The following is an 18,926-nucleotide window of genomic DNA, read 5'->3' as shown; positions in this document are numbered from 1 at the left end:
TTAATTAGGTATAATTTTTAGAATTCCTTTTCCTTCTACGCCAAGGTAAATATAACCATCAGGACCTTGTGCTACATTTCGTAATCGACCGATGTTAGTTGCTATTTTTTGTCTGCCAATGATTGTATCGCCATCGAGTTTTACCAACTCTAAATATTGAAATTTTAGTGAACCTACTAAAAGATGTCCTTTCCAATCAGGGTATTTGTCACTAGTAACGAAAGCCATGCCGCAGGGTGCGATGGAAGGTGCCCAATAATAAATAGGATTTTCAATGCCTGCTTTTTGTTGTTCGTTGCTGATAATAGAATTGTCATAATCAATGCCATAAGTCACCACTGGCCAGCCGTAATTTGCGCCTTTTTTGATGATGTTGATTTCGTCACCGCCTTGTGGACCGTGTTCGTGTTCCCAGATAGCGCCTGTTTTAGGATTTATGGCTAATCCTTGCGGATTGCGGTGTCCATAAGAATAAATAGCTTCCTTGGCATTTTCTTTTCCCACAAACGGATTGTCTGTTGGGATGCTGCCATCATCATTCAGACGGTAGATTTTTCCGTTATCTCGAGTAATATCCTGCGGATTTACAAAATGATTGCCGCGTTCTCCGGCTGAGAAATACAAATAACCGGCATTGTCAAAAACAATTCGGGAACCAAAATGCTGTCCCTTGGTGGTATTAGGACCACATTTGTACAAGGATTCTATTTGAGTCAGACTTTCGTTTGCTAGTTTGGCTCGTATCAGTTTGGTGTTGCCGCCATCTCCTTCGCCTTCGGTGGAAGCATACGTAATGTAAATCCAGCCATTTTGCGCATATTTAGGGTGCAATACAATGTCCAGCAAACCGCCTTGACCGCGATTGTACACCGCAGGAAGATTTCTGACTTCGGTTTTCTTGCCGTTTGTAATATGGTACAAAATTCCTGATTTCTCAGTTACCAATAGAGAACCATCAGGTAAAAAAGCCATGCCCCACGGATTGTTAATACCATCCACTACCGTTTCCAGACTGTAGTTTTTCACTTCTTCCTGAAGCGGAATCGCATCGTTAGTTTTTAACTGTGCCTCACAGTTTACAATGAAAATAGAAAAGATTAGTATCGATAATGCCTTCATAATGTCCGAATTAAAACTTTTTAAAGGTATGGAAAAATTTCGAGTACAAGGTTTTGGGTTTTTAATAAGTAGGTTTTAGGGATAAGTAACGTTTAAATAATTTTCTAAAGCTTTAGAAAATATTTTTTGGTCAAGTTCTAAAAGTTCTAATTTAATATTCCAATCTTTAATCTTTTCTTCATCTTCTTTGGAAATAAATTCACCTTCCAGTTTCCTTGTTAAAATATCACTCAATAGAATATCATTGCATGAATGATAATTAGGATAATAGTTTTCTATAAATGACCAGTAAGTTTGATTTTGGTTTTCTAGAGTTTTCATATATAAAGCTTTATTTTTCGAAGATAGTGTCAAGATGATAGTCTAAAAATTCTTTTCGAGGTAAATATTTAACAGCTTCAGTTATTTTTAGATTTTCGATTGGTGCGAAATGATTTTTGTAGAAATCAGTATCTTTTTTCTTTTTTAAAGAACTTGCCAAAATAACGGTATGATTTTTATTAATCCCTATAATTCCTTTGTCAAAAGCTTTGTCGTATAATGCAGAAAGACAAATTCCATTTTCAGGATTTAAACGATGTTCTTCATTTTTTGACCAAGGCATAATGTGACTGGCTAACAAAAGATCAGGAATATCAATTCCTGTAATGGCACATTTACTCGTGTAATTTGCTAAAACCATTTTTCTGAAAACAGATTGATTTACTCTGGTTTTTATTTCTCTTATAACGGTTTCTCCCTTTAAATCTTTTAAATCAAAAAGTAATTCTTGGTATTTATTTTCTATGGTAGAATTTTCTTTTTCGGCTAATATTTGTTCACTTAAGAAAATTAATTCTTCCTGATTATTAAAAAATTCGTCCCAAATAGGCTGAACTTGATTTGTTCCGTTTTTTAAGCCATTAATTCCTCTTTTTTGATGAAAAGGATCAACACTTGCAAAGTTTCCTAATCTCATACCAATTGAACTTGGAGTTCTTCCTAATAAATTTGCTAGCTCAATAACTTGTGGGTTTCCTTTATGAGTTTTTCCAAATTCGATTTTTAAATAGAGATTGAAGGCAAGTATTAGTTCTTCTCGTGACCAAAGATTTTTTGCAGCCATTATTGTTTCTTTGTTTTAATTTCTTCAATACATTTAAATTCAAAATTACAATTAATTGATAAACATTTATGAAATTGAGAATTTTCAAAATCATTAATTAATTCTTTTAAAAAAGAAGTTCTATTTCCACATTTTGGACAAGTAACCGGTTGGTCATTTATAAAAAAAACTTCATTTAGATTCATCGTTTTCATTTTGTTGAATTGTATCGAAAGGAATTCTAAAGTAAGGATTATTTTTTGAATTTAGATTGAGTTAAAGAAATTTAGTTTCGCTAATTATTTCTCATCACTTTTTTTATACACCTTCGTAACATGGTATTCAAAAGGAGATTTTTTTTGTACCACCAGCTGTAAAGAAGTTAGGGCATCCAGTTCTTCGCTATGGCGAATATTGGACATAACATAGCTTTTAGGGTGTAGTTTCAGGTAGGCGTTTAACTCGGCAATGGTTTGAACTACTGGAAAAATGCGTTGGAAGTTAAAAGGAAAAGCCGAATCCATGCGTTGGTAAACCACAATTTCGGCATCTTTACCAATGCGATTGCTCACTACATTTACGGGATTGATCTGGTTGAGTGAAGGATAAATAACGGCAAATAAAACAACAGCCAGCAGCATAAAACTGGCTCCGGTAAAGTTAAACCAATAGACAAATTTCCCTTTGTAGAGAAAAACGACGCCAATTAAACTGCCAATGGCGGTTGGAATGAGCCACAAACCTAAGCTGTGTTTTTCGGCGAGATTTGGATCAAATGGCAATCCAAAATAAGCGCCAATAGGGAGTAGCACGGCAAGAAATACGATGATAAAAACACTGATTTTGTTCCAGCCTTTGGTTAGTGTAAACCAATTGTTTTCTAGGTAATAACCCAACAAAATGGCTAAAAAAGGATAACAAGGCATGGTGTAATTAGGCAATTTGGTCGCCGAGAGACTAAAAAACAACACGAATACCGTTCCTGTAATTAGAGCAAATAACAATACCGGCAATTCTTTTAGTCGTAACGCATTTTTAATGGCTTGTGGCAGGAATAATGAAAAAGGAAAAAGCCCTAAAAGAACGTATCCCCAAGTGATCAAAAATGGTCCTCCGTGTCCTTGCATGGCGCCTGAGAATCTTTCGAGATTGTTTACCACAAAAAAGCCTCTAGTCCAAGCACCTTGCGTTAATTCGTCCACGCAGTAATACCAAGGTGCAGCCACGACCAGAATGCCAAGTAATCCAAGTAGAGGATAATAAGAAAACACGGTTTTTATTTCTTTGTTAATCAGTAAAAACAGCGCAATGCTCAATCCGGGTAAGGCAATGGCAACGGGACCTTTGGTCAGCACACCTAATCCTAACAGCAAATAGCACAATAGCAGTTGTCTGGGATTTCTTTTGACATAAAAACGGTAGAAAGCAAATAAGGAAGCCGAACAAAAATAGATTAAATAAGGATCTGGAACGGCGAGTTGAAATTGTTGGACAAAGAAAAAAGAGCTCAATAAAATAAATAGGGTTTTTCTAGCAATGCGGCTGCCTAAAAATTCTTTGACAAACCAATAAGTCGTCATGACGGTTAGGACCCCAAAAATCCCGGAAAAAAAACGCGCACCCAATTCGTTGATACCAAAAAGAGCAAATCCTAAAATGCTAAAATAATTTTGTAAAGGCGGTTTGTCTACATACAATTGGCCATTGAAATGAGGTACCCAGAAATTGCCGGTTACAAACATCTCGCGGGAAGCTTCGGTAAATTGCGCTTCGTCTAAAATATAAATGGGTGAGGCGCTTAAAAAAGCGGTGAATAGAATTAAAAGGATAAGAGTCAGCCAAAGACTGCTGTATTTTTTTGTAAAAAAAAGATTCATGATTTTAATTGTTGAGTACTAGAAAAGTTCTTGCTGTTTTCTTTTTAGCAAATACAAAATAAGTAAGTTGGTTTGCGGTTACCACCGAGAACAGTCCGATATAAAAGCCAATAAAAACATCTAAAACAAAATGTTGAAACAAGAAAATCCTTGAAAATCCAACCAGAATGATGGCTGCAAAAAGCAATTTGATGTAAATGGTTTTTTTGATATAGCGCATCAGGAAAAAACCAATGGTTGCAAAAGTGGCGGTATGCCCCGAGGGAAAGGAATGGCGGGTATTGAAACGGATGTTAAATTGAGCAGGATTCCAGTTTGGGTTTTTAGATGTAAAATAAGAAAAAGGTCTTAAATCATCGGGAAACAAGTAATGTTTAAGGACGCAAACTACTAATGTCATCAGTAAGGCGGCAAAAATAAAAATATACAGCTCTTTGAGGTTTTTCTTTTTTTTGTAAAAATGCAAACGCACTAAGATAAATACCAAAACGCCAAGCAGCATCCAGCCATCTCCCAAAAAGGTGATGTATTTAAAAAGCAAAAAGAGTTTTGGGTATTCAAACAGATTGTATTTCATTTCGATGAATCCTTTTGGGAGTAGTAGTAAGGGAGCTAAAAAAAGGAGGACTAATCCAAAATGAGGATACAGTTTGTTTATTTTTTTGGAGTTCATGAACTAATGATTTAAAAAAAAATAAAAATAGCTTCGATTTTAATACGGCTTATTATTCCAGTCTTAAGTTATTGCTATCGAATCATTAAGGCTTTTTCTTAGTTAAAAAATCCAAATGTAATTTTGAATTCCCTTGATGTGATAATATCCTATAATATTTTGAGAAAATCTCATAGGAAAACGTTGTAGTTTTGGAATAATTTTGTAAAATCATCAATATGTTGTACGATATGCTTATGGCTGTTGAGAAATTAAATATAAAATCCCATCTTTAATAAATGAAAAATTTACCATTATTAGATATCGCTATTATTGTAATCTATTTGATTATCATGGTAGGCGTGGGGATTTATTTCTCAAGAAAAAATAAGAGTTCGGAACAATACACTAAAGCTTCGGGAGCTATTCCGGGTTGGGCAATTGGTTTGTCCTTGTATGCTACTTTTTTAAGTAGTAATACTTTTTTAGGTGTTCCTGGAAAATCCTTTGGAAGTAACTGGAGTGCATTTGTGTTTAGCTTGTCAATGCCATTTGCCGCCATTATTGCTTACAAATTATTCATTCCGTTTTATAGAAATGTACAAGAAGTTTCGGCTTATTCGCATTTAGAAAAGCGTTTTGGCTTATGGGCCAGAACCTATGCGGTGGTTTGTTTTATATTAACGCAGTTGGCTAGAATGGGTTCTATATTCTTCGGAATTGCCTTGAGTTTACAAGCACTTACGGGTTATGACATGCAATCGATTATGATTGTGGTAGGAGTTTGTATTGTGATTTATACCGTTTTGGGTGGAATCGAAGCGGTGATTTGGACCGAAGTGATTCAGGCTATTTTGCTGACTTTTGGAGCGTTATTGATTTTGTTTACCATTATTAATAAAATGCCCGGAGGTGTTAGCGAGATTATAGAAATTGGTCAAGCGAATAGTAAATTTAGTCTGGGGTCTTTTTCTTTAGATTTTACTTCGCCTACGTTTTGGGTAATTTTATTATACGGTTTTTTCATCAACTTAAACAATTTTGGTATCGACCAAAATTACGTGCAACGCTACCATGCTGCTAGCACTAAAAAGGAAGCGGCTAAGTCTTTATGGATTTGTGTATTGATGTACGTGCCTATTTCCCTGTTGTTTTTTGTGATTGGTTCTTGCCTTTTTGCCTACTATCATATCCATCCTGATTTGATTGAAGGAGTAAAGTTGAAAGCTGCTGCCGAAGGACTTCCGCTAGGCAGTACAGCGGAACAAATTAAAATGGCAGCACAAGGTTTAAAACCATCGGACTATGGCGATAAAGTAATGCCAATGTTCATGGTAAAAGAAATTCCATCCGGTTTAGTAGGATTGATTATCTCGGCTATTATGTCGGCGGCAATGAGTACTATTAGCTCCGGAATGAATGCTACGGCAACGGTATTTTGTATTGATATTTACAAAAGATATTTCAATCCTAATTTAGGCGAAACCCAATTTTTAAAACTGCTTTATATCGCTACTGCTGTATTTGGAATTGCAGGAATGGGAGTTGGAATTATGTTGATAGGAACTAAGAGTGTACTGGATATTTGGTGGGAATTAAGCGGCATATTTTCTGGTGGAATGTTGGGCTTGTTCTTACTCGGAATTTTGAGTAGACAATCTAAAAACCTAGAAGCCATGATTGCTACCGCTATTGGTTTAGTGGTTATTTTATGGATGTCTCTTTCTGATAAAATTGCGGTGAGTTATCCACAATTAAAAAGTCCGTTTGATAGCAATATGATTATTGTAATAGGAACGCTAAGTATCTTTTTGACAGGGGTTATTATTACTAGAATTAGAGGAAAAAAACTGGAAAGTAGTATTTAGGAAGCAAGAAGCAAGAGAAAAGAAGCAAGAGGAAAGAAAGCAGAGAGTGGCTTTGTGAGCTTTGTGTTTAAAAAAAGAGAATTGAAGTTAGAAAATAGAAATAAGATTACAGCGGTAATTCCTGACTAAATTACTAGTCACTAGTTACTCGATTACTAAAAATAGAACGATGAACAAGTCTAAAAAGGGATTTATTCCAGTAATGTTGACCCCATTTAATAATGATGGTAGCATTGATTATAAAACATTAACGACTTTAACAGAAATGTATTTAAAGTCGGGCGTTACAGGTTTGTTTGCCAATTGTTTGTCAAGCGAGATGTTCGAATTGTCAGATGCAGAGCGCCTTCAACTAACAAAACATGTGGTGGATGTAGTGGCAGGTCAAGTGCCTATTGTAGCTACAGGAACTTTTGAAGGAAGCATCCAGCAACAAGCTGATTTTACGAATAAAATTTACGGAACTGGCATTGATGCGGTGATTTTGATTTCGGGATTAATGGCTAAAGAAAATGATTCTGATGCTGTTTTTGTAGACAATGTGCATCAGTTGTTGAATTTAACACCGGGTGTTCCAACGGGTTTTTACGAATGTCCAGTGCCTTATAAAAGAGTGTTGTCGGCTTCGCAATTAGAGGATTTTGTGAATACAGGAAGAGTGGTGTACCACAAAGATACCTGTTTAGATATCAATCAAATTAAAGCCAAATTGAGCGTGATTAAAAATCCTGATTTTGGTTTGTATGATGCGTATATGGTACATGCTATCGAATCTTTAAAAGCAGGTTCGGCAGGATTGTCTTGTATTCAAGGGAATTTCTTTCCCGAATTGATTGTTTGGATTTGCGATAATTACAATGATGCTTCAAAAGCAGCAGAATTAGCAGCAGTACAACAATTTTTAGAGTCTAATATGGGGGTTATGCACGAGGTGTATCCTATTGTGGCTAAATATTCCTTACAAAAAAGAGGATTGCCTATTTCTAATTTTACCCGTAGAGCAGTAGGCGATTTTACTCCAATTGTAAAAAATGCAGTAGATCAACTGCAAAAAGAGTATGATATTCTCCAGAATGAATTGTCATTCTAGTTTATATGTTTTTGGTTAGTGTTAGTGATTATTAACTCGTCTGTTCAATTGTTTTTGTATAATGACCGCTCCTCCCTACTAAGGTCATCGTGTGAAAATTAAAAGAACCTTTTTTTGACCATAATTTTGGTTCTATATATGATTTCCAATGGAAGTTTTTTTTGGACAGACGGATTAATAATTGATTTAAATTGCTTGCCATGAATTCACAAATTATCACAGATTTTTTGGAACACAGATTTTAGAAAATAAAAAAAATGATGTGCTCTTAGTGTTTAAAAATTTAGCCACGAATTCACTAATTTTTTTTTTCTAATCATTGCGTTTAAAGATTACCGCAAATTCACAAATTATCAGAGATTTTCATTTTCATAAATGAAAATAACTTATCTGAACTTCTTTTTCTCATTTAGGAAATACAGAAACTTATATGACTTATATGTTTTAAAATTTTCAGCCACGAATTCACTAATTATTTTTAAAATCTTTGCGGATATTTATTGACCACAAATTCCCACAGATTTAATAGATTTTTATTTATGAAAATAAACTTATCTGAACTTCTTTATCGCTTTAGAAAGACAACAAAACTTATGTGACTTATGTGTTTGAAAAAAATAAACACAGATTTAAAAGATTAAAAGGGTTTTGTCTTTGCCTTCTTTGCGAAAGCCTTTTTTACTTTGCGGTTTAAAATTCACCGCAGATTAATCTATTCTCTTTCTTCTTTTCTCTTTCCTCTCAATTCGACAAATACCTTTTCTTGTATTCCATAGGAGTAATCCCAGCTACTTTTTTAAAATGGCGGTAAAAATTAGATACATTATTAAAACCACATTCAAAACAAATCATTTCGGTAGGGATTTTATTTTCAATCAATAACCTACAGGCATGACTGATGCGAATTTCTATTAAAAAATCATAATAGGTTTTTTTAGTCATCAGCTTAAAATAGCGACAAAAAGAGGTAACACTTAGGTTGCTAAAGGCTGCAATTTCTTTTAAAGTAATTTCCTTTTTATAGTTCGAAAGGGTGTAGCTGCATATTCTATTCAATCGAATCGAATCGGATTCATTGGATTGATAAAAAGCATGCGAAGAAGTAATTTCGGTATATTCCTCCGTTTCCGACAGTAATTTTAAGATGTTTAACAAGATGATTAGCTTGTCAATATGATTGGCATGCGGTGCTTTTTGCATTTGTTCCATCACTGCTTCACGAGTATTTCCTTGAATAATCATGCCTTTTTTAGCCTTTTCAAAGAGTTTCGGAATCAGGAAAGATTCTGGTAAATGTATAAAATCTTTGCCTAAACAGTCGGGTAAAAACTGAATCACGATGGCTTCTACATCTAAATCCTTATTATTTTGATAATATTCCTCATGACAACGCCAGGTGTGTGGTAAGTTTTCGCCCAGCAAAATGAGCTCTCCGGAGCTGAAATTACTGATGTTGTCGCCAATAAAGCGCACCCCTTCTCCTTTAATTACATAATGTAGCTCTAGTTCAGGATGATAATGCCAAATCTTCCCAAAATTAGGTTCACGGTTGTGTCTTATTTCAAAAGAGCTTTGAATACTCGTGGGAACTTTGTGGAATAAGGGCTTCATAAACAATGAGTTTGGAATTATTTTGCTAAATTAGTGTAATTTTTACAATTTTAAATGTTTTTATGATAACATCCTATAAATACATGCAAATAAACAACAAGAGCTGGAGCGTAATTTTTAGCATATTTGATAATAGACTGTGAACTCCAAATTGGGTTGGTCTAAGGGGAAAAAATAATTTAGTATTAGCGAAACACAAAACGGTTTGGATGGATTATTCAAACGGTCTTTGTGCGCTATTGCTTATAAATAATTTAAAAAATGAACATTTATTTAGTAGCAAGTGGCGATTTGCGTTTATCAGCAAATCAAGTATGTTGGGATGCACAGGCCCAAATGGAACAATTATTATCAGAAGCTGTTGCCGAAGCAGGTGGGAAAATCATTAGAGCACATGCTTATGATGAGCAAAAAAAACACGGTTTTATTGATAGTCAAAAAATGGGAATGCAGGTTTTTAAAAATATTGACCCAACAGCACCGCTTATTGTTGCCGAAAGTGTTTGGCAGTATTCGCACCACGTTTTAGCGGGATTGATAACGCACCAAGGGCCTATTTTAACAGTGGCGAACTGGAGCGGCGAATGGCCTGGACTAGTAGGAATGTTGAATTTGAATGGTTCTTTGACTAAAGCAGGAGTTGAATACAGCACGCTTTGGAGTGTGGATTTTAGTGATGATTTTTTCAAAACGAATTTGAAAAACTGGATGCAAACCGCTACGGTGCAACCGGATTTAAGTCACGTGAAAGCTTTTGATAAAGCACTAATTCCTGCGGATGAATTGGTAAAAGGAACAGCATTTGCGCAAGCTTTCCGAAAAGAAAAAGCGATTATGGGCGTTTTTGACGAAGGTTGTATGGGAATGTTCAACGCCATTGTTCCCGATCATTTGTTACATCCTACTGGAATTTACAAAGAAAGATTATCGCAATCGTCGCTTTACGCAAAAATGCTAACGGTGAAAGACGAAGAAGCAGAAGCTGTATTAGCATGGTTGCTGGATAAAGGAATGCAATTCGATTGGGGAACGGATGAAGCTACGCAATTAACCAGAAATCAAAGCTTGTTACAATGTAAAATGTACATTGCAGCGGTGCGTATTGCAGCTGAATTTGGTTGTGATACAATCGGGATTCAATACCAACAAGGCTTGAAGGATTTAGTTCCTGCCAGTGACTTGGTGGAAGGTTTGTTAAACAATCAAAATCGTCCTCCGGTTTATGATGAAGAAGGGAATGAATTATTTGCTGGGGAAGCCTTACCTCATTTTAATGAAGTAGATGAATGCGCTGGAATTGATGCCTTAGTGACTTACAATTTATGGCGTTCTATGGGATTAAAAGGCGAAAATACACTGCATGATTTGCGTTATGGAGAGCACTTTAAAAATGAAACTATCGACGGATTTGTTTGGGTATTCTTAATTAGTGGAGCGGCTCCACCAGAGCATTTTGTGGGAGGTTACGAAGGGACTTCCAGCGAAAGACAACCGGAAATGTATTTTAGATTAGGTGGAGGAAGTGTAAAAGGAGTGAGCAAACCGGGTTCTATTGTTTGGAGTCGAATTTATGTGATGGATGATGCTTTGCATTGTGATATGGGAATTGGGGAATCTGTCGATTTACCAAAAGAAGAATTAGACCGAAGATGGAACATGACTACACCGCAATGGCCCATTATGAATGCGGTTTTGAAAGGAGTGAATCGTGACCAAATGATGGGACGTCATAAAGCCAATCACATTCATGTAGTGTATGCCGAAAATGAAACTGAAGCTAACAAATTGTGCCGAATCAAAGCAGCTGCTTTACAGGAATTAGGTATTCAGGTGCATTTTTGTGGAGATGTAGCTATTTAAAAATAAATAGGTTTTATAATTAAAGCTTAAAATAAAAAGAATAGAATGAAGAAATTGAAAGGGATTACATGGAACCATACCAGAGGGCTATTGCCTATGGTTGCCACGGCTCAGCGTTTTACGGAGTTGTATCCAGATGTTGAAATTAGTTGGGAAAAAAGAAGTTTACAGGAATTTGCAGATGCTTCGATTGAAGATTTGGCTAAAAGATTTGATTTGTTGGTAATTGATCATCCCTGGACCGGTTTTGGTGCGGCGACGAATACCATTGTGCCGCTATCAGATCATTTTTCAAGTGAATATATTAAAGATCAGGAAGTAAATACGGTTGGGAAATCATACGAGAGTTATGTTTTTCACAATAAACTTTGGGCTTTGCCTATTGATGCGGCTACTCCGGTGGCAGCGGCTCGCTTGGATATTTTAGAAAAAAACGGATTGAAAGTGCCTGAAACCTATGAAGATTTATTGGCTTTGGCCAAAAAAGGTTTGGTGGCTTTTGCCGGAATTCCGGTAGATTCTTTGATGACTTTCTATTCGTATTGCTGTAGTTTGGGTGAAGCTCCTTTTCAGTCTCAGGAAAAAGTAATCTCTGACGAAATTGGAATTAAAGCTTTGCAAATGCACCGCGAACTGGCGCAATTGATGAATCCGGCTAATTTTAACCGAAATCCAATTCAGGTGTATGAAGCCATGGTCAATACAGATGAAATTGCTTATTGTCCTTTTGCATATGGTTATTCTAACTATTCCAGAATTGGTTACAGTAAGCATTTATTACATTTTTATGATTTAGTAAAGTTGAACGATCAGCCTATGATTAGTTCGCTTGGCGGAACAGGATTAGCTGTTTCTGCTTTTAGCGAAAACCTACCAGAGGCATTAAAATATGCTGAATTTACAGCTTCATCTCAGGTACAACAAAATATTTTTGCCGATAATGGCGGACAACCAGGACATTTACAAGCCTGGAAAAGTGATAGAATTAACGGAATCACTCACGATTATTTCAAAAATACTTTGCCTGCTTTAGAAAGAGCTTTCTTGCGTCCAAGATATGCCGGGCACATGTATTTTCAGGATCATGCCGGTGATGTAGTGCGTGATTATTTAATGAACGGTGGAGACGAAAAAGCTGTTTTGGCAGCGATGGACGCTTTGTATATCAAATCATTAAAAAACGAATAGCTATGAGACCTTTAGAAGGTATAGTGGTATTGGAGTTTTGCCAATTTTTGGCGGGACCTTCGGCAGGATTAAAATTAGCTGATTTAGGAGCCAGAGTTATTAAAATAGAAAGACCTGTGAAAGGAGAGGCTTGTCGTCAATTGAGTATTAAAGATTTATTTGTGGACGAAAGTAGTTTGTTGTTTCATACCATTAACAGAAACAAAGATTCATTTGCTGCCGATCTAAAAAATCCTGCCGATCTGGAATTGGTTAAAAAACTGATTGCCAAAGCCGATATCATGACCCATAATTTCAGACCAGGAGTTATGGATAAAATTGGTTTGGCTTTTGCCGATGCCATTGCGATTAATCCGAAGATCATCTACGGAGTCGTTTCGGGTTATGGCGATGAAGGGCCTTGGGCTAAAAAGCCCGGACAGGATTTATTAGTTCAATCTTTGTCAGGTTTAGCTTGGTTAAGCGGACGCAAAAGTCAGGGACCCGTTCCTTTCGGTTTGTCTACTGCCGATATCATGTGCGGAAATCATTTGACACAAGGAATTTTGGCCGCTTTACTAAAAAGAGCCAAGACCCAAAAAAGAGTTTTGGTTGAGGTTTCTTTGATGGAATCTATTTTAGATGTGCAGTTTGAGGCCATAACTTCTTACCTGAACGATGGTGGAAAATTGCAGGAAAGAGGAGATGTTGCTGGAAGTGCGCATGCATTTTTGAGTGCGCCTTATGGGGTTTATCAAACACAGGACGGCTACCTTTCTTTGGCTATGGGCGATTTGATGTACATTGGTGAATTGCTTGGTATCGATTTGAAAGTGTTTTCAGAAAAGCATTTATGGTTTGAAAAACGTGATGAAATCAGAACGATTTTAGCCGAAAGAATCGTTCAGGAAAATACTGATCACTGGTTGCAGTTATTACAGGAAAAAGGGATTTGGTGTGGAAAAGTTATGAATTATCAGGAGTTGGATGCCATCGATTTTGGAATGCCAATGAAGCAAATTATTGAAAACTCGGATAACAAAAAGATTATCACTACCCGAAGTCCTATTCAGTTGGATGGAGCCATTTTGATCAGCACAAAAGCAGCGCCTAAAGTAGGAGAACACAACGCAATTATTCAAGAAACAATTATTAATTAGACGATGAAACCTTTAGAAGATTATTTAATTATTGATTTCAGCCAATTTCTTTCGGGACCTTCGGCTAGTTTACGATTGGCTGATATGGGTGCTCGCGTCATTAAAATTGAGAAACCTGGAACGGGCGATATTTGCCGTACCTTATATACTTCGGATTTGATTATGAACGGAGAATCCTCTGTTTTTCATACGATTAACCGAAACAAAGAATCTTTTGCAATTGATTTTAAACAAGCGGAAGAATTAGCAAAATTGAAGAAATTATTGGCCAAAGCTGATGTAGTGATGCATAATTTCAGACCGGGTGTTATGGAACGCATTGGACTGAGTTATGAAGAGGTTCAAAAGATAAATCCTAATGTGGTGTATGCTTCGATAAGTGGTTACGGCTCAAAAGGTCCTTTTAAAGATTTACCTGGACAAGACTTGTTGTTGCAATCCTTAACAGCATTGACCTGGCTAACAGGAAATGAAGGCGATGGTCCGGTTCCTATGGGATTATCCATCGTGGATATGTTAGCCGGAGCACATTTGGCTCAGGGAATTTTGGCTGCACTGTATCGAAAAGTAACTCAAAATGTAGGGGCGCTGGTAGAAGTAAGTATGCTGGAATCGGCATTTGATTTTCAGTTTGAAACCATTACTACGTTTTTTAATGATGGTGGTGAATTACCAGTAAGAACCAAGACCAATAATGCGAATGCCTATTTAGGAGCTCCTTATGGGATTTACCAGACGAAGAATGGTTATATGAGTCTGGCGATGGGCTCGATTCCTGTTTTGGCTGAATTGTTATCCTGTGAAGCATTAAAACAATTTCCGGAAAATAAATTCATTTTAAGAGACGAAATCAAAGCGGTTCTGGCCGAACATTTACGTACTCAGGATTCTGAATATTGGTTAAATATTTTAGAACCTGCCGATATTTGGTGTGCTAATGTATTGAATTATGAGCAACTTTTTGCTCAGGAAGGTTTTCAGGTTTTGGATTTTGTGCAGGAAGTAGAAATGATTGATGGCTATCGATATAAAACAACCCGTTGTCCTATTCGAATTGACGGAGAATTATTTACATTTGGTAAAGCTTCGCCTAAATTAGGTCAGGATAACGAAAAAATAACTAAGGAATTTAATCTTTAATAGCGAATGGAAAACTCAGTCTTTAGAATTGCGGTTCGAAAATTTGGTCCTTTTGAAACGGCCATGCAACAACTTTGGGATGCTTTTTGTTTTAAAAATGATATTAGTATGTCGGTCGAAATGCTGCCTATGGAATTGCATGATTTGTATGAACAAACCATTAGTGAAGGAGGTTTGAGAAAAGGTGATTGGGATATTGCACATATCAATACCGATTGGATTTTTGATGCAGCCAAAGCCAATGCAGTTCAGGATTTGACTTCTTTTATTGCTCAAAAAGCACCGCAGGATTTTCCTGAAGGCTGGCACAATTCCTTGTTGCATTTGCAAGAAATTGAGGGCGGTATTTATGGATTACCATTCCATGATGGCCCAGAATGTTTGATTTACAGAAAAGATTTATTCGAAAATCCAATTGAAAAAGAAAATTTCAAAAAGCAATATGGATACGAATTGGCGCCACCAAAAACCTGGGCAGCATTCGAACAAATAGCTACTTTTTTTTATCGTCCAGCAGAAAATTTATACGGCTGCGTTTTTGCTAATTATCCTGACGGACACAATATGGTATTTGATTTTTGCCTGCATTTATGGACTCGTGGAGGTACTTTATTAAACAATGACAAAAATGTAAACGTTAACACTCAGGCAGCTATTGATACACTGGACTATTACCGTTACATTGTTAAGAAAACTGATGCGGTTCATCCAGGTTCTATTGATTTTGGATCGGTTGAAGCAGGAATGGCTTTCGCCAATGGTGAAGCGGCGATGACCATCAACTGGTTTGGATTTGCCTCGATGTCAGAGGTGATTGCCGAGTCAAAAGTGAAAGGAAAAGTAGATGTTACGACCTTACCATTTGCCGAAGGCGGAAAAACAGCTTCTTTGAATGTTTATTGGTTGTATACTATTGGAACCGGAAGTAAACACAAACAATTGGCTTATGATTTTTTACGCTTTGCCACCACTGCTGAAAGCGATAAATTATTAACGAATGAAGGCGGAATTGGTTGTAGAAAATCGACCTGGAAAGATCCGGAAATCAATGCGACCATTCCCTATTACCACAAGTTGGAAAGTTTGCATGAAAATGCACATACTTTGCCTCAAATCGCGGTTTGGCCCGACATTGCTATTTTGATTGATCAAATGGTACTGACCGCTTTAAAAACAGACATCCCATCAGCGGAGTTATTAAAAAACACACAAATTGAAATTGAAAAAATACTATAATGATGTACATTCCCTATAAACCCGAATTACCCAAAACCAAACAACCCATAGTAATTATTGGTGCCAGCGGAATTGTAAAAGATGCTCATTTACCAGCCTATAAAATGGCAGGATTTGAGGTTTTCGGAATTACAAACAGGACTTTTGCCAAAGCACAGGCTATGGCTGCCGAATTTGGGATTCCTCATGCTTTTGAAACTGTAGCAGATGCTGTTAAAAATGCTCCTGCCAATGCGGTGTATGACATTACTGTAATGCCGGAACAATACATTGAAATTCTAGAACAATTGCCTGATGGAGCTGCCGTTTTAATTCAAAAACCCATGGGAAATGATTTGGCCGAAGCCAAAGGAATTTTAGAAGTTTGCGAAAGAAAAAAACTGGTTGGAGCGATTAATTTTCAATTGCGTTTTGCTCCGTTTGTGGCTGCAGCGCGTCATTTGATTCAGGAAGGAGTTATAGGGGAACTCTATGATTTAGAATTCAAAGTTACCGTAAATACCCCTTGGGAAATGTTTCCAGTGGTGAAGGTGCATCCAAGATTAGAAATTTTATTCCATAGTGTGCATTATATTGATTGCATTCGCTCTTTTATTGGTGATCCAAAATCGGTTTTGGCAAAAACATGGAAACATCCGTTGAAGGATTTATCCTCTTCACGTTCCACGATAATTCTGGATTATGGCGATACGATGCGTGCGGTGATTAATACGAATCACGATCATCATTTTGGTCCGGAACACGAAGAGAGTTACATCAAATGGGAAGGTACAAAAGGAGCCATCAAAGCCAAAATGGGCTTGCTAATGAACTATCCAATAGGTTTAGAAGATGTTTTTGAGTATTCGGTGCAAAATGAATCTGGTCAATACGAATGGACCAAAGTGCAACTAGAAGGATCTTGGTTTCCGGAAGCTTTTGTGGGAACAATGGCCAACTTGATGCGCTATAAAGAAGGTTCAGATAAGGTATTGCATGCCAGTGTAGAAAATGTTTTAGGAACCATGAAAGTAGTGGAAGCCTGTTATATCAGTAATAAAAATGGTGGAATTCCACAAATGGAGTTATAAAAACGAAAAAGTCCTTAGTCCTTAGTTTTTAAGGATAGACTATTGCTAAGGACTAACAACTAAGGACTAAATAACTAAAAAATATGTATTTCAAATCAACTTTTTTCGAAGATTATCAATTAAATGAAAAGCGTGTGACGCTGGGAAGAACGATTACTGAAACCGATTTTGTGGTGCATGCCGGACATACAGGCGATTTTTTTCCACATCATATGGATGAAGAATGGTGTAAAACGCAGCCTTTTGGACAACGTATTGCTCATGGAACGATGGTTTTTGCCATTGGGATTGGACTTACGGCATCGGAGATTAATCCAGAAGCTTTTTCTAAAGGGTATGATCGCATGCGTTTTGTAAAACCAGTTCACATAGGAGATACCATCCATTCGGAAATTACGATTTCTGAGAAAGGAGAAGCCAAAAGACCAGAAATGGGTACGGTAACTGAACATGTGGAAATTATCAATCAAAGAGGGGAAGTGGTAATGGTATGTGATCATTTGCTACTGGTTAAAAAGAAAAATTAACAATCGATTATTATCAATTATGAAAATAACCAATCAGTTGGGTGACCAACATTCAGTGCCAACCGAAGGAGGTAAAGGTCCAAATTATGTATTGCCTTTTATCCTGATTACGAGTTTATTTTTCCTTTGGGGAATGGCGCACAATTTGGATTCTATATTAATTCCGCATCTCAAAAAAGCCTGTCAGTTGAATAACCGTCAGTCTACATTGATTGATACTTCGGTATTTTTGGCTTATTTTCTAATGGCTATTCCAGCGGGGATGATTATTAAAAAAGTGGGTTATAAAAACAGTATTATAATAGGTCTTTTGGTATTTGCATCAGGTGCCTTTTTATTTGTGCCTGCGGCCAATACAAGAGCTTATGAATTGTTTCTGTTAGCCTTATTTATTATTGGATGCGGACTGACTATTTTAGAAACCTCTGCCAATCCCTATGCTGCTATTTTAGGCCCTCCCGAATCTTCCTCTAAACGATTGAATCTGGCGGCTTCTTTCAATGGATTGGCTGCAATGGTGGCGCCAATTATTGGTTCCATGTTTATTTTATCTGGTAAAAGTTTTACTCCTGAACAATTGGCGGCGATGCCTGATGCTGAAAGAATGAGCTATTTGGCTGGTGAAGCAGCAGCGGTCAAAATGCCTTATATTGTTTTGGGAACGATTTTAGTTTTGGTGGCTGTATTATTCTATTTTATGCATTTGCCATCGATGAAACCAGATCATGCGGAGGTTGAGGTAAAACCTGGTTTTTTCTCTGTTTTAAAACACCGTCATCTGAGTTGGGCAGTTATTGCACAGTTTTTCTACGTAGGAGCACAGGTTTGTGTGACCAGTTTCTTTATCAGAATGGCGGAACAAGGTGCTAATATGGATGAAAAAACGGCGGCTTATTATTTAGGACTTTATGGAGTACTGTTTATGGGCGGTCGTTTTATTGGAACTTTCTTTTTAAGATATGTAAAAGATTATGTTTTGCTTTCAATTTATGCCATTTTGAGTGCAGTGCTTTGTGCTGTGGCTATTTATGGTAGTGGTATTGTAGTAATTTATGCCTTAGGTGGAATTGGTTTTTTCATGTCGATTATGTTTCCAACTATATTTTCTTTGGGTTTAGTTGGCTTAAAAAACAATACCGAAACTGGTTCGTCCTGGTTAGTAATGTCAATTGTGGGAGGTGCCATTTTACCTTATGGGATGGGAACGTTGATTGATATGAATCATGACGACATTCAGTCGGGTTATATCATTCCTCTAATTTGTTTTTTGGTGATTTTGTATTTTGGAGTTTTTGGGCACAAGGTGAAAAAAGTAGCTTAAATTCTTTTTTATAAAACAGTAAGCCCCTCTTTTCTGAAATGGAAAGAGGGGATTTTTTTTATAAAATGTTTTTTTTATAAGCCGAATTTGAGACTTTAATAAAATTTTAGATAAATTTACAGGACAATCGATTACATTTGTAAA

At 36.6% G+C, this 18,926-nt stretch carries 16 protein-coding genes; 10 read left to right on the top strand and 6 right to left on the bottom strand.

Annotation, left to right across the window (positions count from 1 at the left end):
• The 5 genes from AC4FRF_RS03150 to AC4FRF_RS03130 form a co-directional block, all read right to left on the bottom strand.
• On the bottom strand, positions 1 to 1,119 hold the full coding sequence (locus tag AC4FRF_RS03150) for a PQQ-dependent sugar dehydrogenase (RefSeq protein ID WP_491157998.1): 1,119 nt from the start codon (positions 1,117 to 1,119) through the stop codon (positions 1 to 3).
• 75 nt (positions 1,120 to 1,194) lie between these two features.
• Complete coding sequence (locus AC4FRF_RS03145) at positions 1,195 to 1,440, bottom strand: hypothetical protein (RefSeq protein WP_491157997.1); 246 nt, start codon at positions 1,438 to 1,440, stop codon at positions 1,195 to 1,197.
• A gap of 10 nt (positions 1,441 to 1,450) precedes the next feature.
• Positions 1,451 to 2,224, bottom strand: coding sequence for an HNH endonuclease (locus AC4FRF_RS03140; RefSeq protein WP_491157996.1), 774 nt, complete (start codon positions 2,222 to 2,224; stop codon positions 1,451 to 1,453).
• 278 nt (positions 2,225 to 2,502) lie between these two features.
• Complete coding sequence (locus AC4FRF_RS03135; protein WP_491157995.1) at positions 2,503 to 4,080, bottom strand: ArnT family glycosyltransferase; 1,578 nt, start codon at positions 4,078 to 4,080, stop codon at positions 2,503 to 2,505.
• A gap of 4 nt (positions 4,081 to 4,084) precedes the next feature.
• Positions 4,085 to 4,753 carry a phosphatase PAP2 family protein gene (locus AC4FRF_RS03130; protein WP_491157994.1) on the bottom strand — a complete coding sequence of 223 codons (669 nt, stop codon included), beginning with the start codon at positions 4,751 to 4,753 and terminating at the stop codon, positions 4,085 to 4,087.
• A gap of 278 nt (positions 4,754 to 5,031) precedes the next feature.
• Here AC4FRF_RS03130 and AC4FRF_RS03125 point away from each other — a divergent pair, with 278 nt between their 5' ends.
• Entirely contained in the window at positions 5,032 to 6,600 is a 1,569-nt protein-coding gene (locus AC4FRF_RS03125; RefSeq protein WP_491157992.1) for a sodium:solute symporter family protein, read from the top strand.
• 169 nt (positions 6,601 to 6,769) lie between these two features.
• Positions 6,770 to 7,690, top strand: coding sequence for a dihydrodipicolinate synthase family protein (locus AC4FRF_RS03120; protein WP_491157991.1), 921 nt, complete (start codon positions 6,770 to 6,772; stop codon positions 7,688 to 7,690).
• Between the two features lie 741 nt (positions 7,691 to 8,431).
• Here AC4FRF_RS03120 and AC4FRF_RS03115 read toward each other — a convergent pair.
• Complete coding sequence (locus AC4FRF_RS03115; protein WP_491157990.1) at positions 8,432 to 9,301, bottom strand: AraC family transcriptional regulator; 870 nt, start codon at positions 9,299 to 9,301, stop codon at positions 8,432 to 8,434.
• Positions 9,302 to 9,562: 261 nt separating this feature from the next.
• Here AC4FRF_RS03115 and AC4FRF_RS03110 point away from each other — a divergent pair, with 261 nt between their 5' ends.
• The 8 genes from AC4FRF_RS03110 to fucP all read left to right on the top strand — a co-directional run bounded on the left by AC4FRF_RS03110 (position 9,563) and on the right by fucP (position 18,782).
• Positions 9,563 to 11,161, top strand: coding sequence for a hypothetical protein (locus tag AC4FRF_RS03110; RefSeq protein WP_491157989.1), 1,599 nt, complete (start codon positions 9,563 to 9,565; stop codon positions 11,159 to 11,161).
• A 45-nt stretch (positions 11,162 to 11,206) separates the two neighbouring features.
• On the top strand, positions 11,207 to 12,349 hold the full coding sequence (locus AC4FRF_RS03105; RefSeq protein ID WP_491157988.1) for an ABC transporter substrate-binding protein: 1,143 nt from the start codon (positions 11,207 to 11,209) through the stop codon (positions 12,347 to 12,349).
• Between the two features lie 2 nt (positions 12,350 to 12,351).
• Complete coding sequence (locus AC4FRF_RS03100; RefSeq protein WP_491157987.1) at positions 12,352 to 13,488, top strand: CaiB/BaiF CoA transferase family protein; 1,137 nt, start codon at positions 12,352 to 12,354, stop codon at positions 13,486 to 13,488.
• A gap of 3 nt (positions 13,489 to 13,491) precedes the next feature.
• A complete protein-coding gene (locus AC4FRF_RS03095) occupies positions 13,492 to 14,628 on the top strand; it encodes a CaiB/BaiF CoA transferase family protein (RefSeq protein ID WP_491157986.1) in 1,137 nt (378 codons plus the stop codon).
• Positions 14,629 to 14,634: 6 nt separating this feature from the next.
• On the top strand, positions 14,635 to 15,864 hold the full coding sequence (locus tag AC4FRF_RS03090; RefSeq protein ID WP_491157985.1) for an extracellular solute-binding protein: 1,230 nt from the start codon (positions 14,635 to 14,637) through the stop codon (positions 15,862 to 15,864).
• A complete protein-coding gene (locus AC4FRF_RS03085) occupies positions 15,864 to 16,934 on the top strand; it encodes a Gfo/Idh/MocA family protein (RefSeq protein WP_491157984.1) in 1,071 nt (356 codons plus the stop codon). The genes AC4FRF_RS03090 and AC4FRF_RS03085 overlap by 1 nt, the downstream gene beginning before the upstream one ends.
• Positions 16,935 to 17,017: 83 nt before the next feature.
• Complete coding sequence (locus tag AC4FRF_RS03080) at positions 17,018 to 17,461, top strand: MaoC/PaaZ C-terminal domain-containing protein (RefSeq protein WP_055091646.1); 444 nt, start codon at positions 17,018 to 17,020, stop codon at positions 17,459 to 17,461.
• 19 nt (positions 17,462 to 17,480) lie between these two features.
• The gene (gene fucP, locus AC4FRF_RS03075) at positions 17,481 to 18,782 is read left to right on the top strand and encodes an L-fucose:H+ symporter permease (RefSeq protein ID WP_491157983.1); all 1,302 of its coding nucleotides are present in this window, start codon (positions 17,481 to 17,483) and stop codon (positions 18,780 to 18,782) included.
• Positions 18,783 to 18,926: the final 144 nt, after the last annotated feature.

The organism is Flavobacterium sp. ST-158 (genome assembly GCF_058309975.1).
Note: the sequence above shows the minus strand (reverse complement) of the source record. Positions and strands in the feature narration are given on the sequence as shown.